At 68.9% G+C, this 24,952-nt stretch carries 31 protein-coding genes; 11 read left to right on the forward strand and 20 right to left on the reverse strand.

Annotation, left to right across the window (positions count from 1 at the left end):
* Positions 1 to 5: 5 nt before the first annotated feature.
* The 9 genes from IFJ75_RS04465 to IFJ75_RS04505 all read right to left on the reverse strand — a co-directional run bounded on the left by IFJ75_RS04465 (position 6) and on the right by IFJ75_RS04505 (position 5,684).
* Positions 6 to 221: an EexN family lipoprotein gene (locus IFJ75_RS04465; RefSeq protein WP_207931447.1), complete on the reverse strand. Its 216-nt coding sequence runs from the start codon at positions 219 to 221 to the stop codon at positions 6 to 8.
* Positions 218 to 946: a type IV secretion system protein gene (locus IFJ75_RS04470; protein WP_225896987.1), complete on the reverse strand. Its 729-nt coding sequence runs from the start codon at positions 944 to 946 to the stop codon at positions 218 to 220. Before IFJ75_RS04470 ends, IFJ75_RS04465 begins: the two co-directional genes overlap by 4 nt.
* Complete coding sequence (locus IFJ75_RS04475; protein WP_225896988.1) at positions 943 to 3,318, reverse strand: VirB4 family type IV secretion/conjugal transfer ATPase; 2,376 nt, start codon at positions 3,316 to 3,318, stop codon at positions 943 to 945. The genes IFJ75_RS04470 and IFJ75_RS04475 overlap by 4 nt, the downstream gene beginning before the upstream one ends.
* Positions 3,311 to 3,646, reverse strand: coding sequence for a type IV secretion system protein VirB3 (locus tag IFJ75_RS04480; RefSeq protein ID WP_207931449.1), 336 nt, complete (start codon positions 3,644 to 3,646; stop codon positions 3,311 to 3,313). The genes IFJ75_RS04475 and IFJ75_RS04480 overlap by 8 nt, the downstream gene beginning before the upstream one ends.
* Positions 3,639 to 3,821, reverse strand: a complete 183-nt coding sequence (locus IFJ75_RS04485; RefSeq protein WP_183204320.1) for a hypothetical protein — start codon at positions 3,819 to 3,821, stop codon at positions 3,639 to 3,641. The genes IFJ75_RS04480 and IFJ75_RS04485 overlap by 8 nt, the downstream gene beginning before the upstream one ends.
* Positions 3,821 to 4,132, reverse strand: coding sequence for a TrbC/VirB2 family protein (locus IFJ75_RS04490; RefSeq protein ID WP_183204319.1), 312 nt, complete (start codon positions 4,130 to 4,132; stop codon positions 3,821 to 3,823). The genes IFJ75_RS04485 and IFJ75_RS04490 overlap by 1 nt, the downstream gene beginning before the upstream one ends.
* Positions 4,132 to 4,752 carry a lytic transglycosylase domain-containing protein gene (locus tag IFJ75_RS04495; protein ID WP_207931450.1) on the reverse strand — a complete coding sequence of 207 codons (621 nt, stop codon included), beginning with the start codon at positions 4,750 to 4,752 and terminating at the stop codon, positions 4,132 to 4,134. The genes IFJ75_RS04490 and IFJ75_RS04495 overlap by 1 nt, the downstream gene beginning before the upstream one ends.
* Positions 4,753 to 4,827: 75 nt before the next feature.
* A complete protein-coding gene (locus IFJ75_RS04500) occupies positions 4,828 to 5,094 on the reverse strand; it encodes a helix-turn-helix domain-containing protein (RefSeq protein WP_207931451.1) in 267 nt (88 codons plus the stop codon).
* Positions 5,095 to 5,186: 92 nt separating this feature from the next.
* Positions 5,187 to 5,684 carry a helix-turn-helix domain-containing protein gene (locus IFJ75_RS04505; protein ID WP_207931452.1) on the reverse strand — a complete coding sequence of 166 codons (498 nt, stop codon included), beginning with the start codon at positions 5,682 to 5,684 and terminating at the stop codon, positions 5,187 to 5,189.
* Positions 5,685 to 5,926: 242 nt separating this feature from the next.
* On the opposite strand from IFJ75_RS04505, the gene IFJ75_RS04510 reads away from it, so the two are divergent.
* The 6 genes from IFJ75_RS04510 to IFJ75_RS04520 all read left to right on the forward strand — a co-directional run bounded on the left by IFJ75_RS04510 (position 5,927) and on the right by IFJ75_RS04520 (position 9,432).
* Positions 5,927 to 6,493, forward strand: a complete 567-nt coding sequence (locus tag IFJ75_RS04510; protein WP_207931453.1) for a GntR family transcriptional regulator — start codon at positions 5,927 to 5,929, stop codon at positions 6,491 to 6,493.
* 69 nt (positions 6,494 to 6,562) lie between these two features.
* A complete protein-coding gene (locus IFJ75_RS19910) occupies positions 6,563 to 6,691 on the forward strand; it encodes a hypothetical protein (RefSeq protein WP_263973019.1) in 129 nt (42 codons plus the stop codon).
* Between the two features lie 97 nt (positions 6,692 to 6,788).
* Complete coding sequence (locus tag IFJ75_RS19915) at positions 6,789 to 6,914, forward strand: hypothetical protein (RefSeq protein ID WP_263973020.1); 126 nt, start codon at positions 6,789 to 6,791, stop codon at positions 6,912 to 6,914.
* Between the two features lie 57 nt (positions 6,915 to 6,971).
* Positions 6,972 to 7,094: a hypothetical protein gene (locus tag IFJ75_RS19920; protein ID WP_263973021.1), complete on the forward strand. Its 123-nt coding sequence runs from the start codon at positions 6,972 to 6,974 to the stop codon at positions 7,092 to 7,094.
* The gene (locus IFJ75_RS04515) at positions 7,091 to 7,723 is read left to right on the forward strand and encodes a lasso peptide biosynthesis B2 protein (protein ID WP_207931454.1); all 633 of its coding nucleotides are present in this window, start codon (positions 7,091 to 7,093) and stop codon (positions 7,721 to 7,723) included. The genes IFJ75_RS19920 and IFJ75_RS04515 overlap by 4 nt, the downstream gene beginning before the upstream one ends.
* A gap of 29 nt (positions 7,724 to 7,752) precedes the next feature.
* Positions 7,753 to 9,432 (forward strand): asparagine synthase-related protein, encoded by a 1,680-nt coding sequence (locus IFJ75_RS04520; RefSeq protein ID WP_207931455.1) that lies wholly within the window; start codon positions 7,753 to 7,755, stop codon positions 9,430 to 9,432.
* On the opposite strand, the gene IFJ75_RS04525 is transcribed toward IFJ75_RS04520, so the two are convergent.
* The 4 genes from IFJ75_RS04525 to IFJ75_RS04540 all read right to left on the reverse strand — a co-directional run bounded on the left by IFJ75_RS04525 (position 9,365) and on the right by IFJ75_RS04540 (position 16,262).
* The gene (locus IFJ75_RS04525) at positions 9,365 to 11,731 is read right to left on the reverse strand and encodes a S9 family peptidase (protein WP_207931456.1); all 2,367 of its coding nucleotides are present in this window, start codon (positions 11,729 to 11,731) and stop codon (positions 9,365 to 9,367) included. The two genes, IFJ75_RS04520 and IFJ75_RS04525, sit on opposite strands and share 68 nt — an antisense overlap.
* Before the next feature lie 6 nt (positions 11,732 to 11,737).
* Positions 11,738 to 14,686 (reverse strand): TonB-dependent receptor, encoded by a 2,949-nt coding sequence (locus tag IFJ75_RS04530; RefSeq protein WP_207931457.1) that lies wholly within the window; start codon positions 14,684 to 14,686, stop codon positions 11,738 to 11,740.
* 91 nt (positions 14,687 to 14,777) lie between these two features.
* The gene (locus tag IFJ75_RS04535) at positions 14,778 to 15,764 is read right to left on the reverse strand and encodes a FecR family protein (RefSeq protein ID WP_207931458.1); all 987 of its coding nucleotides are present in this window, start codon (positions 15,762 to 15,764) and stop codon (positions 14,778 to 14,780) included.
* A 9-nt stretch (positions 15,765 to 15,773) separates the two neighbouring features.
* Positions 15,774 to 16,262, reverse strand: a complete 489-nt coding sequence (locus IFJ75_RS04540; protein ID WP_207931459.1) for an RNA polymerase sigma factor — start codon at positions 16,260 to 16,262, stop codon at positions 15,774 to 15,776.
* A gap of 548 nt (positions 16,263 to 16,810) precedes the next feature.
* Between IFJ75_RS04540 and IFJ75_RS04545 the strand changes: the two genes are divergently transcribed.
* Together IFJ75_RS04545 and IFJ75_RS04550 are read left to right on the forward strand one after the other, a co-directional pair.
* Entirely contained in the window at positions 16,811 to 17,011 is a 201-nt protein-coding gene (locus IFJ75_RS04545; protein ID WP_263973022.1) for a helix-turn-helix transcriptional regulator, read from the forward strand.
* 225 nt (positions 17,012 to 17,236) lie between these two features.
* A complete protein-coding gene (locus IFJ75_RS04550) occupies positions 17,237 to 17,536 on the forward strand; it encodes a DUF7662 domain-containing protein (RefSeq protein ID WP_207931461.1) in 300 nt (99 codons plus the stop codon).
* 54 nt (positions 17,537 to 17,590) lie between these two features.
* Here IFJ75_RS04550 and IFJ75_RS04555 read toward each other — a convergent pair whose 3' ends face one another.
* The 7 genes from IFJ75_RS04555 to IFJ75_RS04585 form a co-directional block, all read right to left on the reverse strand.
* The gene (locus IFJ75_RS04555) at positions 17,591 to 17,815 is read right to left on the reverse strand and encodes an ammonium transporter family protein (RefSeq protein ID WP_207931462.1); all 225 of its coding nucleotides are present in this window, start codon (positions 17,813 to 17,815) and stop codon (positions 17,591 to 17,593) included.
* Positions 17,816 to 17,825: 10 nt separating this feature from the next.
* The gene (locus tag IFJ75_RS04560) at positions 17,826 to 18,212 is read right to left on the reverse strand and encodes a copper resistance CopC family protein (RefSeq protein ID WP_225896989.1); all 387 of its coding nucleotides are present in this window, start codon (positions 18,210 to 18,212) and stop codon (positions 17,826 to 17,828) included.
* 17 nt (positions 18,213 to 18,229) lie between these two features.
* Positions 18,230 to 19,423, reverse strand: coding sequence for a copper resistance protein B (locus IFJ75_RS04565; RefSeq protein ID WP_225896990.1), 1,194 nt, complete (start codon positions 19,421 to 19,423; stop codon positions 18,230 to 18,232).
* Entirely contained in the window at positions 19,420 to 21,231 is a 1,812-nt protein-coding gene (locus IFJ75_RS04570) for a copper resistance system multicopper oxidase (protein WP_207931463.1), read from the reverse strand. The genes IFJ75_RS04565 and IFJ75_RS04570 overlap by 4 nt, the downstream gene beginning before the upstream one ends.
* A 128-nt stretch (positions 21,232 to 21,359) precedes the next feature.
* Positions 21,360 to 21,929: an RNA polymerase sigma factor gene (locus IFJ75_RS04575; protein ID WP_066628220.1), complete on the reverse strand. Its 570-nt coding sequence runs from the start codon at positions 21,927 to 21,929 to the stop codon at positions 21,360 to 21,362.
* A gap of 9 nt (positions 21,930 to 21,938) precedes the next feature.
* On the reverse strand, positions 21,939 to 22,379 hold the full coding sequence (locus tag IFJ75_RS04580) for a Spy/CpxP family protein refolding chaperone (protein ID WP_207931464.1): 441 nt from the start codon (positions 22,377 to 22,379) through the stop codon (positions 21,939 to 21,941).
* A complete protein-coding gene (locus IFJ75_RS04585; RefSeq protein ID WP_225896991.1) occupies positions 22,376 to 22,642 on the reverse strand; it encodes a hypothetical protein in 267 nt (88 codons plus the stop codon). Before IFJ75_RS04585 ends, IFJ75_RS04580 begins: the two co-directional genes overlap by 4 nt.
* A gap of 203 nt (positions 22,643 to 22,845) precedes the next feature.
* On the opposite strand from IFJ75_RS04585, the gene IFJ75_RS04590 reads away from it, so the two are divergent.
* Genes IFJ75_RS04590 through IFJ75_RS04600 form a run of 3 tightly spaced genes read left to right on the forward strand, consistent with a single transcriptional unit; the run spans position 22,846 to position 24,951 of the window.
* A complete protein-coding gene (locus IFJ75_RS04590) occupies positions 22,846 to 23,937 on the forward strand; it encodes an acyltransferase family protein (RefSeq protein WP_225896992.1) in 1,092 nt (363 codons plus the stop codon).
* Positions 23,934 to 24,410 (forward strand): DUF411 domain-containing protein, encoded by a 477-nt coding sequence (locus IFJ75_RS04595; RefSeq protein ID WP_207931467.1) that lies wholly within the window; start codon positions 23,934 to 23,936, stop codon positions 24,408 to 24,410. The genes IFJ75_RS04590 and IFJ75_RS04595 overlap by 4 nt, the downstream gene beginning before the upstream one ends.
* Positions 24,411 to 24,459: 49 nt before the next feature.
* A complete protein-coding gene (locus IFJ75_RS04600) occupies positions 24,460 to 24,951 on the forward strand; it encodes a YybH family protein (protein ID WP_207931468.1) in 492 nt (163 codons plus the stop codon).
* Position 24,952: the final 1 nt, after the last annotated feature.

The raw sequence follows: 24,952 nt of genomic DNA on the forward strand, positions 1-24,952 counted from the left end.
GCTCCTCAGAAGGCCCGCTCATAGGCGCGCATCCGCGCCTCGCGACGCGCGTCCGCCAGACCGCGCCGCGCCGCCTCGCATTCGTCGTTGGTGCGGCCGGCGTCGCAGGCCGCCACGACCGCCTCGGCCGCGTCGGGATCGGCGGCGAAGTCATCAGCGGTCCGGTCGGTCGCCCCGCAGCCGACGAGGCCGAGCGCGACGAGCAGCGCGGACCGTTTCACCGGAACGCCCGTTCGTAGACATCCATACGGGCCGCCCGGGCGGCCTCGGCCCGTTCCCGGGCGCGCTGCTCTTCCAGCCGCGCCTCAGCCGCCTGGGTCAGGGCGAGACCCTGCAGCCGTACCTGCTCGTTCTGGATCAGCGCCTGTTCCGCCGCGAGGCGAGCTTCCAGGTCCATGACGGCGCGGGCGTTGGGCGCGGTGTCGAGGGCGGAGCGGAGCGTCTCCAGACCCTGCAGGCGAAGATCCGCCGCGCCGGCCACCGCTTCGCCCACCGCGAGATCCCGCGCGGTCCGGGCGCCCGCCCGTTCGAGGCTGTCGCGATAGTAGGCTTCCGCCGAACCCGGATCGCCCGCGGGCGGCGTGTACAGCCGGGTGTCGCGGCGAATGGCGTCGGCGCGTTCGGCCAGGTCGCCGAGCGCGGACAGGTCGCCATTGGCCGCCGCCCGCAGCGAACGCATGTCGGGCAGGGGGTTGCGCACCGTCGGCAGTCCCAGCTCGCTGGCCAGGGCGTTGACGCCGGACAGGTCGTTCAGGCTGTCGAACAGCTGCTGGCCCTGCTCGACCTGGGTCTGCAGCGCCCTCAGCTGCTCCAGGGTGGTGCGGGCCTCCTCGACCATCTGGGCCAGGGCCCGGGGGTCGTGGACGATCTGTTGCGCCTGGACGGCCGGGGCGCCGGCGAGGACGAGGCAGGCGGCCGTCGCGACGAAGGGGATGCGGGCTCTCACAGGAACCTCCTCTGGTCATGGAAGGGATCGCGCCACAGCGCGTAGTCGTCGCCGAGCTCGGCGCGGAGGCGGTCGAGGAGGGCGGTGGTTTCGGTGCGGCCGGACAGGACCGACAGGGCATCGTCCATGCCGCTCAGGTCCAGTTCCACGACCACGCTGTCGTGGCCCTGCTTGACCAGGAAACGGTGCGACTCGGGGGTCAGGACCTCACGCACCAGTCGGAATTCCTCCTGGGTGAGGCCGAAGCCGTCGATGTAGTCGCGCGCCTGGCCGTGGGCGTTGGGCAGGAAGATCTTGGTCGCGCACTGTTCGAGGATGGCGTGGGCGATCGGGGAGCGCAGGGCGTCAGCCGGAGACTGGGTGCCGAACACCATCAGGGCGTTCTGCTTGCGCCAGGTCTTGAGCCCGTCCTGGGCCAGTTCCGTGAAGGCCGGGTCGCCCAGCACCTTCCAGAACTCGTCGATGTCGAGGACGAGACGGCGGCCGTCGACCCGCTCGGCGATGCGGTGGAACAGATACAACATCGCTGGCGTACGGACCTCGTCGTGGTCGAGGACCTGGGTGATGTCGAAGCCGGCGAAGCGGGCCTCCAGGCTGAGGGCGTCCTCGTCATTGTCGAGGACCCAGCCGAGGGGACCGCCCCTTTGCCAACGCTCCAGCCGCGCGCCCACGCCGCCGGCGTCGCCCTGGCCGAGGAGGCTGCGCAGGGCGGCGATGGATCGCCGCTCTCGCGGCAGGGCCTCCAGCGCGGCCACGCCCTGATCGATGGCGCGGGCCTGGGGCACCGTCAGGGTCTCGTCCGGCCGGGCGACGAGGGTCCGGACCAGGCGGACGAGGAACGCGCGGTTGGCGGGGCTGGGGGTGAGGGCCTTGAACGGGGCGAAGCCGGTCGGTTCGCCGTTGCGCAGGGCGAGATAGGTCCCGCCGCAGGCGCGGACGAAGATCTCGGCACCCCGGTCCTTGTCGATGAACAGTTGCTGGGCGTCGAACCGCTCCAGCTGCGCCAGCATGAAGTTCTGGACCACAGTCTTGCCCGACCCCGAAGGCCCGCAGATGAAGGTGTGGCCGAGATCGCCGACATGGAAGTTGAACCAGAAGGGCGAGCCGGCCGTGGTGCGCAGCACGGCGACGGCGTCGCCCCAATGGTTGCCGCGCGCCTTGCCCACCGGATGGGCGTGGAAGGGCGCCAGGGCCGCGAAATTGCGCGAGGTGATCGCGGCCGGCCGGGTGCGGCGGGCGAAGGCCCCGGGGAACTGGGACCAGAAGGCCGCTTCCAGGCCGAGATCCTCGCGCGCCACGACGAGGCCGGAGTCCGCGAGGATGGCGCGGGCCTTGGACAGATAGTCGGCCAATGCGGTCGGGGTATCCCCATGGACGAGGATCGAGGCCTGGTGCTCGCCCATGACGAAGCGGTTGCTCACGAGATCGTCGAGCGCGTCCGACAGGCCGGTGATCTGCGAGGCCGCGCGGTCCCGCGCCGAGACCATCTGGTTCTGCTTGCGCTCCATCACGGCGCGGGCCGAGGCCTTGGACAGGAAGGCGAAGGACTGGCTGATCACGAAGCCGAACCGGACGCTCAGCAGTTCGTCCCACAGCCCGGGCCGGGTCGTGGCCGGGTATTCCTTGACGGCCAGGACGCCGGCGTAGCGCGCCTCGGCGGCGTCCCGCAGCTCGAGCGTCTCGCGCCCGAAGATGGCGCGCACGGTGTAGACTGCCGAACCGAGGTGGCCGAACACGATCGGGACCGACGACCGGCGCCCGGTCAGGACCAGCCGCATGACCTCCATCGGCTCGGAGAACCACAGGCCGCCGCGTTCGTAGAGGCCGAGCCGGCGCGGCGCATAGCGCCCGAGGTACTGGACCAGGTCGCGCCCGGCCTCCTCGATCCGCTGGATATGGGCCAACTCGACCTCGGCGTCGTTGCGGCGCGACGCCCTCAGACGTTTGGCGAGCGCCGCGGCGCGATCGCCGGCGTCCCGGCCCGGATGCAGCACAAGGGTGACGAACAGCTCATTGATCCAGAGCCGCCGTCCCGCGACACGGTCATCGTAAAGGGCGCCGAGCTCCCCGGCGAAGGCCGAGCGGAAGCCGGCGGATCGCTCGATCTCGACCGGGCGCCGCACCACATGGTGCCAGACCGCCAGACGGTCGTCGGCGAGATTGCGCCAGGCCTGGTTGAGTTTGACGTGCCAGTCGTTGAGGTCCCGGGCGTCAGCGGTCTCGAAGCTGGCGCCGTCGACCTGGAACACCATCATCAGGGCGCCGCTGTCGAGCGCCACCACATGGTCCGAGACGTGACGGGCGTAGGGCAGGTGCGGGCGGGCGTCGGCCTCGCGCCGCAGCCGCGCGGGAGGAACGCCGCCCTCAGCCACGGGACAGCTCCGCCAGACAATAACGGCGGACGAGGGGGAGGGGCGTCGCCGAGCTCCCGCCCCAGAGCGCCGCGTTGCGTGACCGGCCCTTGGTGTCGACATAGACGAAGAGCAGCCGGAAGGCGTTGTGGTCGGCCCGGCAGATCGCCCGGAACACCAGGTGCAGGGCCGGGGCGACTAGGAGGTAGAGGAGGCTGCCGCCGACGAGGAAGACGACGCCCGACACGATGACGTTGACGCCCATCGCCTCCATGGGCACGCCGAGGATCATCGCCGGACGCGTGCAGGCCAGGAACAGCGGATCCTCGGTCAGACGTTCGTCAGCCATGGGGCCCTCCCGCCGACAGGCGCGACAGGGCCAGGCCGATCGCCAGGCCCGAGCCGAGACCGGCGAGGATCTGGGCGAACCGCTTGGGCGAGATCAGCTTCAGGCCGAGCATCAGACACAGGGCGAGAAAGGCCGACGCCGACCCGATCCACAGCCAAGGCGCGGCGACCGTCATCAGGCGCCGCCCGTGATCAGATTGACGATCTCGGCCGCGCCGAAGACCACGACGATGCCGAGCACGACGATCGCCGCCCGGCGCAGGTCGAACAGGCCGAACATCCACAGGATGCCGACGACCACGACCGCCAGCACTGCCAGCAGACGGGCCGTGTTGCCCGTGAGCATGTCGACGACGTTCTGCAGCAGGCCTTCGACGTTGGCCGAGGCGAGCGCCGGCTGCGCCGACAGACAGGTGGCGGCCAGCGCGATGCAGGCCGCAGCGCCGGCGTGACGCGGGAAGGGTGAAAGGGTCAGGGGGCGAAACATCAGTGGCTCCGGTCGACGAAAGTGGAAAAGGCGACCCGCACGGGCCCGCGCGCGAACACGTCCCAAGCGGCAGGCGGGGCGTTCGGGGGCGGCGGTTCGGGAAGGCGCGCGTCGGACGGCTCGACGACGGTCGCTGAAAGCGGTCCGGCCAGGTTCAAGGCGACGGCCGCCTGCTCGACCCTGGCGACGTAGCCGTTGCGGAATCCCCGCCGGGCGTCGCCGGTGTTGTAGCGGGACAGGGCGACGCGCAGGGCGGACTGACGATGCGCCGGAGTCTCGCCGACGGGCCGGTAGCCCGCGCGAAGGACCGTCGCCGCGGCCCGCAGGTTGAGGCAAGGATCGAAGGTGTCTTCGACCGTCAGGCCCAGCCAGCCGAGGTTGTCGCTGTTGATCTGGGCCAGCCCGAGATCGAGGTTGGCGCCGCGGCTCAGGAGACGACGGGCCGTCGTCGCGGCCTCCGTCGCGTTGCGCGATCGAGCGGGACGGGCGCCGTTGCGATTGACGCCGATGGCCAAGGGATCGAACCGGCTCTCGACGTGCGCGATCGCCGCAAGGGTCTGCGGCGCCACCGAAGGCGCGCAGCTTTGCGAGAGGGCGAGAACGAACGCGAGGTCGAGCATGGGGGCCTCCAGGAACCGCCGCCATCCCATCGGATCAGGCCGGCGGCGGCGACCCGCGAGCGCCCCGTGGGAGATCTACGGTAGGAAACTGCGGGGTTCAGCGGCGCGTCGGGCGGCCACCGCCAGGCAGGCGACGGCCTGGATGCGCGTTCGCACGCCGAGGACGCTGCAGGCCGCCATGAGATGCTCATCGACCGTCCTGGGGGAGAGTCCGAGCCGTTCGCCGATGCCGGATGAGGTCAATCCTGTGGCGGCGAGTTGCAGGCATTCGCGCTGCCGATCGGTCAGGGCCTCGAGCCCCGGGGTGGATGACGCAGTGGGAAGGGAGGTGCGCGCTTTCATCACCGAATCCAGCCGGGAAATCACTGCCGCGCGCCAGTCCGGGACCTTCCCACCGTGACTCTACGACCGGGGCGGGGCGCCGGCAGGCGGTCTCAGCCGCCGTTGTTGGTCCCGCTGTCCTCTCGATCGGGCGCTAACAGTCTGCTCCGCCGTTGCTCGAGCCACGCGTCTGCCTCGGTGTCGCGCTTGACGGACTGATCCGCGAGATCCCTGAACATCCTGGTGAAGGTGTTGATGATCGGCCGGGCGTCGAGATCAGCTATGGCGTCCCCGGCTTCCTCGTCGAATTCCTGCAGCGCCACGGCGAGGATGGTCGCCAGTTTGTTGTCGGCGCACCGCAAGGCGAAGGCGGGGGACCCGAGAGCGAGGGCCGCGAGAATTCCGTGCGGATCGCTGTTCGTGACCTCGGCGAAGCGGTGAATGCGTTCGATGTTGATTCGCCCCGCACCGGACTCGAAATGCTCGTAGGACCGAAGCGCCATGTTCATGGCCTGAGCGACGTCGATCGACCGCATGCGCCGGTGAGAGCGGATCAGGCGCAGGCTCGAGGAGAGCACCGCATTCGTCGACGGGGTGTGCCGGGCGTCCATCTCTCGGTTTACTCCCTCGCCGTCGGCATCACGCGTTACGAACTTAGGTTCACCCCTACAGGTTGAAAAATGACTCAGCCATGCGTCAAATGAAAGTCGATAAAGATCAACAGCATAAAAGCTGCGGCTATGACGCAAGTTTCTTGCGGACGACAGTATAGACGCCGTCCCGCTGCCGGGCTTCCCCGGTGTGTGGCGACCGCTCGCCTACGGATCGCTCATGGTCGGTGTGGGAGAGGGCGGTGAGACAGCGCGATCCCTTCGGAACGGCGCTCGCCAGTCTGCGGACAGCGATCGAGGACGGTCTGGCGCCCGGCCAGCATCTGTCGGTGGCCGATATCGCGGCGTCGCTGAACCTCAGCACCAGTCCAGTGCGCGAAGCCCTGTCGCGGCTCTGCGGCGAGGGTCTGATCGAGGACCGCCGCGGGCTCGGCTACTTCACGCGGGCGACGCCGCTGGAAGACGTCCTCGGCCTTCTGGATCTCGAGGCCGCGCACATTCGCCTCGCGGCGCGCGGCGCCGGCCACCCCAGTCCAGCCGAAGCCTCGGATGGCGCCGTCGATGCGTGGATCGGCGAACTGATCGAGGTCTGCGAAAATCAGCCGCTACTGGAGAGTCTCGCGCGGGTCCGTCGCCGCCTCGCCCCGCTCAGGAGCCTGACCGCTTCCACAGAGGCGCCGGCCGGTCCGCATGAGGGTGACAGTATCGACGCCTACTACGCCCGCTGGCGGATCACCGCCGGAACAATCGCCTCGCGCGCGCGTCGGATCGATCCCGACCAGTCAAAGTATACGCGCAATATAGTTTGAATCGATTTGCTTTGGGGTGCTGATGGTCCGTCGTCGACCTTTTGTCGACTTTTCAACGAGGAGACGACCATGACCACCCACCGCACCCCGCGCCTCGTGCGCCTCGGCGCCGCCCGCGACCTCACGCGCGCGGTCGACGAAGGCGACTACGCCGAGCTGAACACCTCCAAGCTCTACACGATCCCGCCGGGCGCCTGAGCGCGACGTGCCGTCCTGCGGGGCGGCACGGACGCCCGGTCCGGCCTCGCCCGGTGCGTCCAGTTCAGAGGCCATCATCGAAAAAGGGAGTCTGGCCATGAAGGTCCAGAACAAGGGGCGCATCTTGCGGCTGGGCGGCGCTCGCCGCCTGACGCGCGCCGTCGACGAAGGCGACTTCGCCGAGCTCAACTCGCATTTCCGCTGGGAGATGCCGCCCGAATGAGCGGCCGGGGTCGTCTTTCGGGGCGACCCCGATCGGCTCCCATTGGAGGAAAAGGTCATGCTGATGCGAAAAACTGCGCGCCTGCTGATCCTCGGGTCGGCGCGACGGCTGACCCGCGGCAAGGGCGGCGAGTTCGTCGAGTTGCAGGTGACCCACCGCTACGAGCTTGCGCTCGAATGAGCGAGGAAGGGCAACTGGCGCAGGGCGTCCACGCCGTTCCGATCGGAGGCGATCTGATCCTGCTGGATCTGGCGGCGGACGACTATCTGCTGTTCCCGAACTGCGGCGACGTCGCGGTCGATGGCGAACGCCTGCGCGGACCGATGGACGCCCTGCTGGAGTTGGCGTCCGCAGAGCTGCTGCATTCTGGCCCTGCACGCCCCGCCGGCGTCACGCCGCCGCCGCTTCCCCTGCGCCGCCTGCCCGAGGTCGCCGGTTCCCGGCCGCGCCTGGGAGAGATCGCCGCGTTCGGCGCGATCTGGGCAGATCGCGCCGGGCGTCGTCCGACGCTGGCGGGACTGGCGACGGCCTATGCGGACCGGACCGGACGGCGCGATGACCTTGAGGCGATCTCGGCGCGCGCGGAGACCTTCTTCCAGCTTCTGCCCTTTGCGCCCCGAACCGGCGCATGCCTGTTCCAGGCCGAGCTGCTGTTGCGCTTCCTCAACGCCAAGGGCCTCGACGCCGACTGGGTGTTCGGCGTCCGCGCCTGGCCGTTCCTGGCCCATTGCTGGCTGCAGGTCGACGACGTCTGCGTCAGCCAGTCCGCGGAAACGCTCAGCCATTTCCATCCCATTCTGGTGATCTGAGGATGGGCGCCGACTCCTTCGTGGCGCTCGTGGGCGACACGGCCGCCGCGCTCGAAGCGCTCGCGGCCCCGATGCGCCGACGGCTCGCTGGCGCGGGATGGTCGCGCCGGGTCTCGCACCCTTTCGTTGAGGTCTATGCGCCGTCAGACCGGCTTGCGGTCACAGCGGGGCTGGACGGCCATGGCGTCCTGATCGGCGAGATGTACGACAACACGGGTCGGACGGTTTCAGCTTCGGAACGCGGGACCTTGGCCTGCCGGCCCATGGATGCAGCTTCCGCCCGGCGGTTGGTGGCGGAGCATTGGGGCCGCTACGTGATCGTCCGACGCACCGGGGGCGATGCCGCAATTCTGCGTGATCCGTCCGGCGCGATCGAGGCCGTCTGCTGGCGCAGGTCCGGCGTCACCCTCGTCGCCTCAAGCGCGCCGCCTGTTCTCGATCCCCTGCTGCCCGATGACATGGCTTTGAACTGGGAGGCCGTGGCTCGGCTGATCGGTCGCGGCGGCGAGTACCGTCACGATCTCGCCCTCGACGGGCTGACGCCCATCGCGGCCGGAGAATTGCGCACGCTCGGCGCAGGCGGCTCTCACGGCGTGCAGGTGTGGCGGCCGGCGGACGTCTATCGTCGCGGGCGCGGCCGCCCGCCCGAACTTCGTTCGGCCGTGCAGACGGCGGTGCGCAGCCTCGCCGGCGATCGCACATGGGTCGCCGAGGTCAGCGGCGGCCTCGACTCGGCGATCGTCGCGGCGTCCCTCGAAATGTCGCAGCGGGATCGCGTCGCGGCCTGGGTGAACCACTACGTTGAGCAGCCCGAAGGCGACGAGCGGGCCTATGCGCGGGCGGTGGTGGCGCGTCAGGGTGATGTGCTGACCGAAGTGCGGCGCGAAGGGCTGACCCTGTCGGCCGAGCGCCTAGCGCGCACGGCGGACGCTTTCCGACCCGCCACTAATGACATCGATACGGACTATAATGACGACATTGCCGCCCGCATCCGGGAGGGTGGGGCCTGGGGGTCGCTGACGGGACAGGGCGGCGACGCGGTCTTCTTCCAGATGCCGAGCCCGCTGATCGCCTTCGACGAATTACAGGAGCGCGGAGTCAGGGCGCGACCGGCGGCCGTGCACCGGATCGCGCGCTGGACCCGCCGATCGCTCTGGCCGTCGGCCTGGATCCGGGCGTTGCAGGAACACCGGCGCAGCCGCGCCGATTGGGATCATCCCTGGCTCGACGACCTGCGGGGCGTTCCGCCCGCCAAGGCCCTGCAGATTTCCATCCTCGCCTTCTGCCAGACCTTCCAGGGGCAGGCCGCGCGGAGCCTGCACGGGGTCTGCGTCAACCCGCTGCTGAGCCAGCCCGTAATGGAGGCGGGTCTGTCGTGGTCGACCGTCGATCTGACCTGGGGCGGCCGGGACCGGGCTGCGGCCCGAAATGCGTTTCGGGACGTCCTGCCTCCGTCAATCTACGCCCGCCGTTCAAAGGGCGAACTCGGCGCCTTCTACGGCGAGGCCGTCGCGAGCCATCTGCCCTTCCTGCGGGACTATCTGCTGGGCGGGGCCCTCGCCCAGGCGGGGTTGCTGAACGACCTGGAGGCGGACCTTTCCCGGGAGGCGCTGCTTTGGCGCGGCGGCTTCTCCCGCCTGCTCACCCTGGCGCTGACGGAGGCCTGGGTTCGACGGTGGACGGCGCGGCTGGAAGCGCGTTCGCGGTGAGATAGCGATCGAACCAGCCGATGACCTGCTCGTAGTAGATCCGGGCGTTGCCGGGGTTATGGAGGCTGTGGTCCTCGCCGATCAGGTAGAGCAAGGCGGCCGGGCGCTGGAGGCGTCTAAGAGCGGCGTACATGCCCTCGGCCTCGCCCGTCGCATGGTCCATTTCGCCCTGCACCAGCAGAACCGCGGCCGTGATCCGGTCGGCCTGTTCAAAGGCGCTGCCGCGTCGGTAGCGCTCCGGATCGGACCAGTAAGACGCGTGCATCCCGACCTGACCGGATTCCAGCCACCGCGCGGTTCCCATGATCGCGGCCTCGTTTTCGCCCGCCAGACGCGCATGGTTCGACAGCCTGCCGAGCGATCCGGCCAGGTCATAGGATCCGTTCAGGGCGACGACGGCCTTGAACCTGGGGGATTGCGACGCGCTCAGCACGACCGCCCAGGCGCCGAAACTGTGTCCCCAAAGGCCGATCCTGTCGCCATCGACGAGCCCCTCGGCAGCGGCGGCGTCGACAACGGCGAGGATTCGGTCCGCCAAACCGGCCGCCGGCTCGGGGCCGACAGGTAGGTCCGGATAGAGGACGGCGTAGCCGGCGGCGACAAGCAGTTGGCCGTTGAGCGTCAGATTGCCCGCCTCGGGGCGCATGGTCGGCGGCGGGGTCGCATAGACGCGGTCCGGATAGGGGATGACAATCACCGGAGGCGAGCCGCCGCCTTGAGCGGGGGCGTATAGCCATCCAGCCGTGCCGCCGGGACCCTCGACCCGCCGGGCCGAGGCGAGATCCACTTCGTCGAGCTCGGGATTGAGGCTCCAGATCGTCTCCGTCGACGTTCCGCGTATCACGGTGAGGCGATTGACGGCCCGACCCTCGGCGCCGCGCGCGACGGCCAGGCCTTGAGACCAACTCACCGCCGCGCCGGACGGACCCGTGACGCAGACGACGGGGCCCGGGTCGGCCGGGGTCCGGCACAGTCGTCCCGCCGGCTCCGACACCGCGGCGCTGTCTTGTTTTAATGGACCCGCCAGGGCCCGCTGGCCAAGCGGGCCATCCGACCGAATGACCGAGGCGAACGCACCGAGGTCTTCGGACGACCCATCGGAGACCAGGCGGACGACCCGTCCGCGACTGGAGAACAAAGCCCCGCTGGCTCCTTGAGCGATGAGGCGGGCGTCCGGCGCCAAGGCCGAGAGCCTCTCGCCGCTCAAGAACCAACCCTCTTCATCCCGATCACGGCCGTGCAGGGCGACCATTTCACCTATCCAACCGGCTTCGGCCGTCGGCAATCCGTGGAAGTCGAGCGGGACGACCGGGGCGACGCCCGGCGGGGTGACGTCCCGCGTCGCGCCGGTCGGGCCGACGGCGAGAAGGCGGGGACGGTCGTCATCGATCGCGGCGACCAGCAGGGCGTCGGACGCCGACGACCAGGTCAGCAGGCTTGTCGAGACGTCTCGGGCCTCGGGCGGGTCCCGGGTTTCGCCGGAGCGACTGTCGACGAGCCGGAGGGCGCGCACGCGTCGAAACTCCGTGGCGGCGCCCGGAGAGGGCAAGGGCTGGAGGGCGCGGTCGACCAACAGGGCGATATGGCGACCGTCCGGAGACGCCTCCAGGTCGAGGAAGGGTCCTCTGGCGAGACGGGTCGCGGCCCCGGTCCGGGCGTCGATCCGCCAGAGGTCGCGAGGCGGTCGCTCCGGTTCGGGCCCAAGCCCGACCGAAACGAAGGCCGCCTCCCCTTGCGCCGCCCGGTCCCAGAGCGGGGGCAGTTCTCTCTGGGTCCGGTTGGTGTCGGCCAGACGCTGCGGCAAGCCGCCGTCCGGCATGCCGAGCGCCACGAAGACGTCCTCTGACAGCCATTCCACGGACCGACCCCAGGCTCCCGTCTCCGGGGAGATGTCGGTCCACACGACCACGCCGCTGACCAGATCGGCGATCCCCACGCGGAACTCCAGGGCCTGCAGGCGGAAGACCACGAGCTTGCTGCCGTCGGGGGAGAACGGGCCGGCGGTGTAGCCTGCGTCCTCCTCCATCGGCAGAAGCGGACGGACACGGGTTGGGGTCTCAACATCGGCCCGATAGAGGCGGGCGTAGCGGAGGGCCCCTTCGGGCTGCAGGTCGTAGCGTGGCAGATCGTCCCGCGCGCGCCGCTCCTCGAACACGATCACTTCACCGGACGGATCGACGGCGATCCGCCCGAAGCTCTCAAGCCCGAGGAGGGTGTCGAGGGTCAGGGGCTCAGACGCGCCCGTCGTCGGGCAGCCCAGAGCCAGCGCGGCCAGCGCGCAGGACAGACGTTTGCGCATGGCGTTTCACCAGCGCTTGACGAGTTGCAACGAGATCTGACGGCCAAGTGCATTGGTGTTGGCGGCGTCGTACCCGATCCCCCGCGACGCGTCGTAGAACGGCGGCTCCGAGTTTGCGAGATTGAGGACGTTCAGGGAGAGGGAGAGACCGTCGCCCCAGCCCCGGAAGTCGTAGCGGACCTGACCGTCGAAGGTCGCCCAGTCGTCAATGCTTCGACCGCCGACCGGGTCTCGACCCCCGCTGACATAGTTGGCGATCAGGCCGACCGTCAGAGGGCCCCTGAGCCACTGACCGCCGATCCGGCCTCGCCAGCGAGCGGGAAAGTGCGGATCTCCCAGCAGGTCTTCGTTCGGGGAGGCGTCGGTGATCTGACGATCATTGGTCAGGAGATGGGTGATCGATCCGTCGACCGACATCTGACCGGCGCCCAAGTCGAAGCGATATCGCGCCGACAGGTCCAGCCCCTCGACCTCGACGGCGGCGGCGTTGACGAAGCGGTTGTCCACGATCACGCCATAGGCGGTGACGGGCATGACGGTCGGGTTGAAGTTGCCGGGGTGGTCCAGCAGCGACTGGACGAGGGCGCGATCTTCCGCGTTCGTGGCCGGGCTCACGAAACGGACGAAGGGGGACAGGGCAGGGTCGTTGAGAACATTCGTCAGGTTCTCAAGGACCGGGTTGCCGATGCGATCCTCGAACCGGGTCCGGAACCACCCGCCTTCCAGCCGGACGCCGCTCAGGGCCGCCGGCGTCCAGACGAAGCCCGCCGTGGTTGAGGCGGCGGTTTCCGGGCGCAGATCCGGATTGCCGCCGTACTGGACGACCGCGAGGACATTGACGCCGCCACGGTTGAGGAAGGTCGGGCCCAGGGCGTAGGCCGTGAACAGCTCCCGGAGCGCCGGCGCCCGGAATGATGTCCCATGGCTCGCGCGCAGCAGCAGGTCGGGCGTCGGGCTGTAGAGCAGACCGACCTTGGGGTTGGTGGATTGCCCGACACCCTCATGGTCTTCGATCCGCGCCGCTAGGGAGAACTCCAGACGTTCCAGTCCGGGGCGGGCGTTGGCGGCGCTCACGAACGGCGCGCGGAACTCGACGAAGGCCGCCGAGACGTCGCGTTCATAAACGAGCGGGGCGACGATGCGCGGCGCCACGCCGGAGAGGAAATTCTCACCTTCGGTCTCGAACCGCTCCCGGCGAAGATCGACGCCGACAGCCATGCGCAGCGGCCCGCCGGCGAGCTCCAGGAGCGATCCGTCGGCCTTGAGGTTCGCCGACGCCACGGTGGTCGTGTGGTCGGTCCAGGAATAGCCCGAGCCGATATGCGCGCGCATCGCCGCGCTGGTGTTGGCGGGATCGCCGTAGGGATTGAAGAATCCGTCGACCGCCGTCCTGAACGTCGTGGTCGGTATGTCCGCCCGTGACCCAAGGGCCTCTTGAAGGAAAGTCGTCTGCACGCGGTTGGACAGCGTCCGGCTGCTGAACTCCCGACCGCCGCTGACATACGCCGACAGGTTCCAGTCCCGGATCGCGCCGTTGAGACCAAGGGCTCCGCTGACGCTGCGCGTACGGCCTTCCGAGAGCGCCGGTCCCAGTTCGTCGATCCAGGAATAGGCGATATCGTGGCGGGTCGCGCCCACCGGAGACACGAAATGAGGATTGGCGGAGGTGATCGCCACGATGCCGGTGTCGGCCGGCGTCTGGAGCGTGTGGTTCCGTTCCGTGTAGCGGATGTCGCCGTCAAGGCTGAAGCCGAAGGGAAGGTTCTGCCGCGCCGCGGCGAAGAGGCTGTGCCGACGCTGGTGCGGCAGGAACCACTGGCCCTGGTTCTGGTTCGTGAGGTTGACCTCATTGGCCCGGAAGTCGGCCGGGGTGAGCCCTGTCCCGTCCTGATCGCGAGGAATGGCGAAGATGGGCCGATAAGAGCCCGTGACAGAATCCTGCGCCATCAGGTTGCCGGGCGCGCTGTAGACCAGCCGCCAGTCCGACCCGCCCAAGGGGCGCAGGTCGGCGCTGGAGGTCACCCGGCGATCCTCAGATCGGAGCTCCCCGCGATCGTGAAACTCGTAGGCTGCGACCAGGCTTCCGCTCGACCAATTGAACCCGCCGACATGGGACACCAGAACTTCCTCGGCGCCGCCGTCGCTCGTGCCGCCCACCCGCAAGCGGCTCTCGGCCTGGTCGAACTGGGATTTCAGGATGATGTTGACGACGCCGCCGACCGCGTCCGCGCCGTAGAGCGCTGAAGCGCCGTCCAGCAGCACGTCCACCCTCGCGATCGCGCTGGACGGAATGTTGGACACGTCCGCGAAGTCGCCGGAGAGGCCGGTGCCGGCGATCCGCCGGCCGTTGACCAGGACGAGGGTCGCGTCTGCGCCGAGTCCGCGCAGGTTCAGGCCGGTCGCCGCGCCGCTGTTCCGGGCCGAGCGATCCGCGCCGGTGTTCGCGGAGCCCTCATAGGCGGCGCCGGTGAAATTCTGGGGGAGGGCGGCGAGGGTCTCGGCCACCGTCGCCCGCCCCTGCCGCGCCACGTCGTCCTGGGTCAACACCGTGACCGGCGAGGGGCTGTCGACGCCCCGGAAATAGCTGCCCGTGACCACGACCTCTTCGAGCTGGGTGGCTTCGGCTTCCGCCTCTGCGCGGGCCGACGGATCGACCAGCACGAACACGTTCGGCCGGCTCTGGCGATAGGTGAGGCCTGTCCCGCGCAGCAACTGGGCGAGCGCCGCCTCCGCCGTGAAATCGCCGGTGACGGCCGGGGACTGACGTCCGGCGACGAGGGCGCTGGGATAGAGGATCTGCAGTCCGCTCTGCTGGGCGAAGACCGGCAGGCTTCGCTCGAGCGGCCCAGCCCCGATGCTGAACGCGCGCACGGCGTCGACCGACTGCGCGGCTACCGGCGTCGTTACACCCATCATCAGCGCGGCGAGCGCGGTTGAAGTGAACCTGTGACCCATGATCTCCCCCGATTTTCTACCCGCAGATTTGCGGGCCGGGGAGGAGACGTCGGGTCGCGGGCCATCCCCTAAGTCCGGGGTCAGATTATTTTCAGGCGGGACCCGTCAGGACGAGATGGCCGTCCGGCGCCCGGGTCGCTTCGAGGGCGTAGAGGTCTCTCAGCGCCGCGACGAAGCCGTCGACATCGCCGGCGTCAAACACGCCGCTGACACGGATGCTGGAGATTCGATCGTCCCGCAGTTCGACCGGCGAAGGGCTGTAGCGATTGACCTCCGCCACGGCGACGGCGATCGGGGTGTTCTCGAATGTCAGGCGGCCGGCCGTCCAACTCGTCGCCGCCGGCACGTTCACCGCGACGACCGCGGGGCGTTGGGCCGACGTGGTGACCTGTTGTCCGGGCGCGAGCGTCCAGGCCGACCGCGACGCCGCCTCCCGCCGGACCGCGACCTTTCCCTCGACCAGAACGACCTGGGCGCCGGCGCCGGTCCTGCGGACATCGAAGCGGGTGCCGATCGCGGTCACCTCGGTGTCGCCGGCCTTCACCAGGAAGGGGCGGGCCGCATCCCCCTGCACCTCGAACATGGCGCGTCCGGAGGCCAGGGTCACCAGCCGCTGGGAACCGCTGAACCGGACCGTGACGTGGGAGTCCGTGTCCAGAATGATGCGTGAGCCGTCCTCGAGCCTTACCGTGCGCTGCTCGCCGATGGCGGTGTCATAAGCGTCCGGTCGTTGGGCGGACCACCACGACCAGCTTCCCACTGCGAGCGCCAGGGCGACCGCGCCCGCTGCACCGAGCGGGATCAGGCGGCCAGAAGGACTTCTGCGCCGGCTGGGCGGGGCCTGGCGGGCCCGGTTCGTCGCGTCTTCCGTGAGCGCCGCCATCTCGGGGGTCTTCGCGAGCGTTCCGGCCGCATCCCACATCGCCTCGAGACGACTGAAGGCGCGGGCGTTCTCAGGATCCCGCCGCCAGTCGCTGAATTCCTTGATGTCGGCGGTCGTGACCTGGCGCTGGTTCAACTTGCTGAACCATTCCGCCGCTTCCGTGCGCCTGATTTCGGCTTCAGCCTCGATCGTCATCCGTCTTGCCTACAAGTCCAGCCGAGACGCGCAGTACTCGAGCGCCCTGGACATTCGCCATTCCACCGTTTTTACACTGATCCCGAACGACTGGGCGATCTCCGGATAGGTCATACCGCCAAAGCGGCTCAACACGAAGACGTCGCGGTAGAGTTGCGGCATGGACCGGATTACCTGCTCGAGCAGAACCTGATCGAACTGGGGCGCGGCCTCCGCTTCGGCCGGGCGCTGAAACGCCCGATCCCGCCGCCGTCGCCCTTCTTTCCGGCTCTCATCACGGACCAGATTTAGGGCGATCTTGAGCAGAAACGCCTTCGGGTGGCGGATGTCGCTCAGCGCATAGGGCGCGGCGCGAATATAGGTTTCCTGGACGACGTCGGCCGCCGCATCGGCGTCGACATGGGCTCTCAGGCGCCGATCCAGCCAGGCGGCATAGCGCCGATAGAGACGGTTGATACCGTCCTGCGCCTCCACACCAAGCTGCTTCGTATCGGTCACCACAGTTCTCCGGCCTCTCGACGAGAGGGTCCGGAACCCAGACGCGTCCACACGGCCCGGGACAGGCGCGCAGGCGCGCGCCGTCAGGCGTTGGGAACGGGCAACCGCGCGATGCGCGACGCCGTCGATGATTTGATATCGCACAGGGGATTCCAGGCCCCACCAACGCAAGCGTCGGCCAGGCCAGCATGAATCAAACGGAATCCCGGTGCAAGCCGGAGGGGTCGGGCGTTGGAATCCTCTGCGATCGCGAGGCCCGCTGCTTCAGTCCACAGCGGTGCCTCTGTCGCGCGGACAGACCCCGGCTCAAGCTGTGCGCCTATCTCACGGCGCCCGACCTGGGCGATCTAGAAGGGCGTCCAGCCGGGGGCAAGCGCGTCAATTCGCCCTAGGAGTCAGGCGGCCCCGACCGCAAAAAACTGGCGGACGCCCCGCAATTCACTGTCGTTGCCCGGCTGTTGATTCCCGCTCACCGTGCATGGAGATCAACCGAAGCGGAGCCGATCATGGAGCCTAGTCGTCACGCAGAACGCCGTCCGATCATGCTCTTGAGCGGCCGCGAAGCCGAGTGTCTGCTCTGGGTCAGCCGCGGAAAGAGTTCCGCGGACATCGGGCAGATCGTTGGGCTCTCCCCACGAACGGTCGACAGCTATATCGAGAAGGCTTGCGCCAAACTCGGTGTACGAACCCGGATCGAAGCGGTCGCGGTCGGGGTTCGCACCGGCATCATCGACCCCGAAGATGGCTGAGCCTCCGCAACCGGTCGGAAGCGCTTGGAAGAGAAAGGGGGCGGGCCTGGAACCTCTGTACAGAAGCCCGGAGGTTTCGGTCCTGATCGCCGCCGACGCATTGCGTCCCCTGGCTCAAGATCAGCGCCTGTCCGTTCCGGAACCCGCCGCTGATAATCCTACAACGTTCGCGGCAGGTTGCGCGAGTCGGCTTGACCAACCGCGGCAGGGGAGGAAAACACGCCGATGGCCAAATACGCGCCCCTCGCATCCTTCCTTCGCCGCCAGAAGCGAGCCGAAGTGGATCTGACGTTCCGTGACATCGAACGGATTGTGGGCGGCATTTTGCCCAAAGCCGCGGCCATGGACGGATGGTGGCGACCGGAGCCATCCGGGCCGTTGATGCCCCAGCACATCGCTTTCGCAGACGCCGGCTTCGTCGCCGAACCGCAAACGCGAGCCGAAACCGTGCACTTCGTTCGACTGGACGCCGCCCGGTCATTCTCGGACGCGGAGCAGGCCGAGGATCGGAGCGGGACAAGCTGATGTCCGATCGTTCCGGCCCCGAAGGGGGCTGCGGATACGATCGGATCGGGTCGATCAGTTGTGGTCGGCGTGCCCCTGGGGGGCTGGCGTGTCCGAGGGCGCTGGCGCGGGCGGCGCGGGTTCCGCCGGGGCGGGCTCAGGCTTCATCTCGTCGCAGCACGTCATGGCGGCGTCTGCGGCCATGTCCTTGCAACAATCGCAGCCTTCGGCCGCCAGAGCCGCGCCCGCGCTCAGGGTCAGAATCGCTCCGGCGGCGGCCAGCAGGTTGGAAACCTTCATCGTCGTTCTCCTAGTGAACCATGAAGCTGACGGAGCCGGACATCTTGTGACCGTCCGGGCCTTCGGCGGTCCAGGCGGCAGTGTAGGTGCCCGGCGCGAGGCGCGGAAGAGCCACGCCGACGGTGGCGGCGGCTGGGGCGGCCGGGACAGTAACGTCGACCGGAGCTTGACCGTCGGCGGAGAGGGTGACGGTCTCGAGGACCATGGCGTGGGGGAAGGTGACGCTGAACCGCTCGGGCGACCCCTGGGTCATCGCGCCATTCGCAGGAACGGTCGTGATGCCGGATTGGGGCGCTGCGGCCTGGGCCGGCATAGCGTGATCCGCATGCGGGTCCTGGGCGGCGGCGGCGCCGGCGAACGCGAGGGCGGCGGTGACAACGAGAGTGCGGATCATCATGCGGTGGTCTCCTTCGGTTAGAACCAGGCCTTGAGGCCGACGACGAAGCGGGTGTCGTCGGTCGCGCCGCCTCGGGCCTCGATGTAGTCGGCGGTATCGCCGAACGCGCGGCTCCACTCGACGCCGACATAGGGGGCGAACTCCTTGCGGAGTTCGTAGCGCAGTCGCAGGCCTGCCTCGATCGAGGACAGGCCCGAACCGATCTCCAGTTCCGGAATGTCACTGGCTGAAGCGTCGATTTCGAGGCGGGGCTGAAGGATCAGGCGCTGGGTGATGCGCTGGTCGTATTCGGCCTCGACGCGGGCGGTGAGGTCGCCGTCGGTCGACAGGAAGGCGGCGGCGTCAATCTCCCACCAGTGGGGCGCCAGGCCCTGCAGGCCGAGGACCAGATGCGTGGTGTCCTCGCCGCCGGGCCGGAAGTCCTGACGCACGCCGGCCTGAACGTCCCAGAAGGGCGTGACCGCGCGGCTGTAGAGCGCCTGGACTTCAGCCTCCTCGAGCTCGCCGCCGAAGTCGCCTTCGCCCTCGGATTTCCACCAGAAGCGGTTGATGTCGCCGCCCGTCCAGCCCTGGACGTCCCAGAGGTAGGTCTCGCCGTCGTCGCCGAAGCCGGCTTCGAGGCGATCGAGAATGACGGCCGTGGTGCGGACGTCGCCGTTTTCGTGAATCAGGGTTCGGCGAGAGGCGGCCATGGCCTCGGCGCCGAAGACGAGATCGGCGGCGTGGGCAGGGCCGGCCAGGGCGGCGGCCGGGAGCGGGTCCTCCGGAGGACGGCCGGGATTGTCGGCGCTGGTCGCCACATCGGGCGGCCCCATCCTCATGGTCGTCATGTCATGCCCGGCGTGAGGGTCGGTCTGCGCGGGCGACATGGCCGACATGTCGTGGCCCGCGTGCGGATCAGCCTGGGCGGGCGTCGCCGCCGGCATCTGGTGTCCCGCGTGCGGATCGACGGGCGCGGGCTGCGCCGGCATCTGATGGCCGGCATGCTGATCAGCGGCGGGCGGCGTCTGCGCGGGCGGCATGACGTGACCCGCGTGCGGATCCTGCGCCGGTCGGGCCGGCGCCTGTGGCGTCGGCCGCGGTGCGGGCGCGGGGCGCGTCGGCGCCGTGGTCGCCGGCATTGTATGGCCCGCGTGAGGGTCCTGGGCCTGGGCGCTGAAGGCGCTGGCGGCGAGAACCAGCGGGGCGAGGGCGACGGCGAGGCGGTTCATGACGCGGCTCCGTCCATGGGCCGCACCGTCACCACATTGAACATGCCGGCGTGCATGTGCATCAGCATGTGGCAGTGGAAGGCCCAGTCGCCGGGCGCGTCGGCGGTCAGATCGAAGGTCACCTTGCCGCCGGGCGCGACGTTGACCGTATGCTTGAGGGGCTGGTGACCGGCCGGTCCGCCGGTCACCAGTTCAAAGAAATGACCATGCAGATGGATCGGGTGGGCCATCATGGTGTCGTTGACCAGGGTCACCCGCACCCGCTCGTTGCGCTCGAAGCGGATCGGTTCGACCAGTTCGCTGAACTTTCGGCCGTCGAACCCCCACATAAACCGCTCCATGTTGCCGGTCAGGTGGATCTCCATCGTCCGAGACGGGGGGCGCGGGTCCTTGTTCGGCTGGAGCGACACCAGGTCGGTGTAGACGAGGACGCGATGATCGACGGTCGTGAGACCGATCGGACGCTCACCCAGACGGTTGGCGGGGTCCATGGCGATCGCATCGACGCCGACGCCCACCGCCATGTCGGGCGGAGCGTTCTCGGGATCGCGCATGTTCATGCCCGACATGGACATCCCGGCCATCTCGCCGGCCGCGGGCGCGTCCTGGGCCGGCGCTGCGTGGTTCATTCCGGCCATCGCGCCATGGTCCATACCGGACATGTCGCCCATCGCGCCGTGATCCATTCCGCCCATGCCCATGTCGCGCATGGTGAGGTTCGGGACCTCGCGCAGCGGCGGGACCTCGGCCGTCATGCCCAGGCGCGGCGCCAGGGTCGCCCGGCCCATGCCGGACCGGTCGATGGCTTCGGAGACGATGGTGTAGGCGCGGTCCTCGGTCGGTTGGACGATGACGTCGTAGGTCTCAGCGACCGAAATCTGGAACTCGTCCGTCTCGACCGGGCGCACATTCTCGCCGTCGGCCTGCACCACGGTCATCGGCAGGCCCGGGATGCGGACGTTGAAGATCGACATGGCCGAGGCGTTGATGACGCGCAGCCGCACCCGCTCGCCGGGCCGGAACAGGCCGGTCCAGTTCTCCTGCGGCCCATGGCCGTTGATCAGATAGGTGTAGGTCGAGCCGCTGACGTCGAGGATGTCGCGCGGGTCCATCCGCATCTGGCCCCACATGCGCCGTTCCTCCAGGCTCATGCGGTCGCTGCCGTCCATGAGCCCCGCCAGCGTGGTGCGCTGCTGGTTGAAGTAGCCCGGACTCTTCTTCAGCTTGGCCAGGATTTCGTGCGGATGCATGAAACTCCAGTCCGACAGGACCAGCACATGCTCGCGGTCGTAGGCGACCGGATCGGCGCTCGCCGGGTCGATGACGATCGGACCGTAGTGGCCCATCGCCTCCTGAAGGTTGGAGTGGCTGTGATACCAGAAGGTGCCCGACTGCTTGATCGGGAACTCGTAGACGAAGGTTTCACGCGCCCGGATGCCGGGGAAGCTGATGCCGGGCACGCCGTCCATCTGGAACGGGACGAGCAGGCCGTGCCAGTGGATCGAGGTGTCCTCGTCCAGGGTGTTGGCGACTGATAGCCGGACGTTCTGACCTTCTCTAAGGCGTAGCAGCGGCGCCGGCAGAACGCCGTTGATGGTCACCGCATGGCCGGTGCGGCCGCCTACGGTGAAGGGCGTGTGTCCGACGGTCAGGTCGATGTTCGGTCCCGTCAGCGTCGGAAGATCCGCCCGCAGTCCCGCCGATCCTGTTTGCGCCCAGGCGGGGAGCAAACCCTGCAGGCCCAGCAGCCCGCCGCCGGCGGCTGCGCCACGGAGAAGCGTTCGGCGATCGAGGCGGGGCGTGGACATAGGCGAGAAATTCCTTGGTCGGGCTATTCAGCCGTTCGTTCAGATACGCAGCCGGGCGGCGTACCCCTTGCGTCAGGACGCCACAGACGTCGGGATCGCAGCTTGTGCACCTTCCCATCATGGCAAGGTCAAGCGTCTCCGCCGGAAGCCTGGCCCAGAGCCGCCGTCAAGGTCTTGCGGGCGCGGGCTACGCGGGTCTCGACCGCCTTGGGCGTAATGCCGAGGATCGAGGCGATCTCGGCGTGAGACCGTCCCTCGAGCGTGGCGAGCAGAAGCGGCCCCTTCAGGGCGTCGGGAAGGTCCCGCAAGGCGCGTTGCAGAGCTTCGGCCCTGCGCTGATCGTCCAGCCGGGTCTCGGGTGAGGGCGCATCGTCGCCCACCGCCGCCGCCTCAGGCGCCTCCAGGCCCATGACGCCGCGCACGACCCGGCGCACCGCGCGCCGCCGGCCCCAGTCTCGACATTTGTTGAGGGCGATGGAGCGAAGCCAGACGTCGAACGGCCGCGCCGGATCATACCGCCGCAGGGCGAGCCAGGCGGACGCATAACTTTCCTGGAGCACGTCATGCGCTTCGGACTCATCGCCGACATAGCGGCGCACGAACCGGTAGAGATCGGCCTTTGTGGCAGCCATCAAGGCGGTGAAGGCGGCCCGGTCTCCGGTCGCCGCGCGGGCCTCGATGCTCTGCTCGGCACCCACGCGCGCCGCTTAGCCGGCGTCGTCGTGCAGGGCCTCGACGACGGCGGCGTCGAACACCTCGGCCTGCGCGGGGGTCAGGACGGATCGCATCTCGAACACGTGGGTGATCGTCGCCTTCTGCAGATCGCCCATGGCGGCGTGGAAATGATCGACCGCGGCCTGGACCTGGGGCGTGTCGCCGTCACTGGCGGCGATGGCGGCCGCCAGTTCGCGATTGGCCGCGCGGACTTCCGCTTCGAGCGCCGGCCGCTGAGCGGCGAACCGGGCTTCGACCACGTCGAGCCGTCGATCCTGCTCAGGGCTCAGGTCGAGTTTCTCATGGACAACGCTGTGCAGGCTTGGCGGCTGCCGCTCCCGCATGACCCAGGTCGCGCTCGCCCAGGTCGCCGCGCCGCTGGCCAGCGCGGCGAGGATGGCCGTAATGAAAATCGACTTCCAGGCGGCCCTCATCCCCGAACGTCCAGGCCGGAGAGAGGCGACAAGCCTGCCGAGACGGTGAAGATCCGCATCTCGGACGGCTCCGGCCGCGGAGCCATGAGCATCAGCCCTCCGTTCGCGACGCCGATCACCAGAGCGAGCGCAACGGCCGCGACCCGGACCTGACCCATGCGGGCGCGCTCCCTGCGTTCGCCGATCCGCACCCAGACCGCGTCTTCCATGCCGACCAGCCGGTCGGCGTCGCCCGGCGCGACCCCTGCGATCAGTTCATTCATGTCGTCAGTCATTGCGCACCTGCGTCACGCCCCATCTGCCATACGCGCCGGCCTTCCGGTCCCCTCACGAGGGGACGAGCCGTCGCCCGCGTAGATACCAGAGAACGACCGGGACGCGCCCTGTCGTCCGGGGGAAAGACGTGAGCGACAGAACAGGGCCCAGGCGGGTTCGATTCCCCGACGTGCTCGAACCGCTCACGGGCGTGAGGTTCTTTCTCGCCCTCGGCGTCGTGCTGTTCCACTTCCAGCTCTACTGGACGCTCCCGGCGGAGAGCGCGGGTTTGCTGAACCGCGCGCGCCTGGGCGTGGATGTTTTCTTCATCCTGTCGGGCTTCATCCTGACCCACGTCTACCTGCAGGGAGACCGGGCCCCGAACTACAGTCGATTCCTGGCGGCGCGCCTCGCCCGGATCTATCCGGCTCACCTGTTCATCCTCCTGGCCATGCTTGGGCTGGTGCTGATCGCGCCTGTGTTCGGTGTCGGCCTCGAGCCTGGCCGGTTCAATCCCGTCGACTTCGCGGGCACCCTTCTGCTCGTCCAGGCGTGGTTCCCGCGAGAGAGCATGGCGCTCTGGAACGGACCGGCCTGGTCGCTATCGGCGGAGTGGTTCGCCTATCTGGCCTTCCCCGCCTTTGCCGCCCTCGCGCTCCGGCTGCGGGCCAGGCCGTGGGTGTTGATCGCCCTCGCCATTCTGTTGTTCGTCGCTTTGGACGCCTTCTACCGCGCCTGGTTCGGCCGGATGCTGCCTCGGGCCGAGGATAGCCTCGGGATCCTGCGCATCATTCCCGAATTCCTCTACGGCATTGGCCTCTACTATCTCGGTCAGCGCTGGACGCCTTCGCCGCGAATGTCCCTCATGGGCGCCCTGGTCGCCACGACCCTGCTGCTGACGTTCATGCAGATCGGCGCCGACGACCGGGTCATCGTGGCGGCGGCCGGTCCCTTCATCCTGTCGCTCGCCCTGTTGGCCAAGGCTCCGGTCCGGACCTTCCTGTCTCACCCCGTGCTCATGTTCGCCGGCGAGGCTTCGTTCGCCCTCTATCTCGTCCACATCCCCATCCTGATGGTGTGGCGCAACGCGGCGCAGGCGTTCGCCGGCTGGGGCGCTGACTATCGAATGGGCCTGGCTGAACTGGCCGCCATGCTTGTGTTGACGCTCGCCGCCGCGGCCGCCATCCATGTCTTCGTCGAGCAGCCCGGCCGACGGTGGCTGCGGGCGCGGCTGGCGCCGCAGCGCGCAGACCCTGTCGAGGCGCAGCGATCCGTCCACAGCGATCAGGGAGAACCGTTTTGAATCCCGCCAATCTGAACCGTCGTCTGCTGGTGGCCGCGGCCGTCTTCATCGGCATGGGCGGATCCGCCTGCGCCCAGACCCGTCCGTCCAGAAACCTCACGGTCTTCAAGACGCCGACCTGCGCCTGTTGCGACGCCTGGATCGCGCACATGCGCGAGGCGGGCTTCACCACCACCATCACCGTCCTTCCGAGCCTTCAATCGGTCCGGAGCAGCCGGGGCATGCCGGACGCGCTCGCCTCCTGTCATACCGGTCTGATCGATGGTTATCTGGTCGAGGGTCATGTGCCGGCCCCGGACGTCATTCGACTGCTGACCGAGAGACCGGCGGCGGTGGGCGTCGCGGTCCCGGGCATGCCGCCCGGTTCGCCCGGGACCGCGACGCCGCAGGGGCAGAAGGAGCCCTACGACACCCTGCTGGTGCTTCGCTCGGGCGCGACCCGCGTGTTCGCCCGCCACAACCCGCCGGCCTGACGCAGATCGCGCTCAGCCCGTTCAGATCACCCACAATCCGGAGTTCACCATGTCCCGCACCTCTCTCGCACTCGTCCTGTCGCTCGCCGTGCTTTCGGCGACCCCCGTCTTCGCCCAGGACCACGCCCACGGGCACGCCCAGGCCGCCGGCTCGGTCGCCGCGGAAGCTGCGGACGCGGCGGCTGCCGTCGACGCCTTTCACGTCGCCCTGAAGGCCGGCGACACGGCCGTCGCCCTGGCCCTGATGGCGCCGGATGTGATGATCTTCGAGGAGGGTGGCGCGGAGCGATCGCGCGACGAGTATGCGTCCCATCACCTGGGCTCGGACGCCGCCTTCGCCGCCGCCTCTGAAGCGACGGTGACGCGCAGATCGGGATGGGCCGACGGGGACATCGCCTGGATCACCACCGAAGGCCGCACTACGGGCCAATTCAACGGCCGCGCCGTAGACCGCCTGACGACCGAAACCATGGTCCTCAAACGCCATGCCGACGGCTGGCGCATCCACCACATTCACTGGTCGTCGCGCGCGCCCGGCTGAC

Source organism: Brevundimonas goettingensis (assembly GCF_017487405.1).
GTDB lineage: Bacteria > Pseudomonadota > Alphaproteobacteria > Caulobacterales > Caulobacteraceae > Brevundimonas > Brevundimonas goettingensis.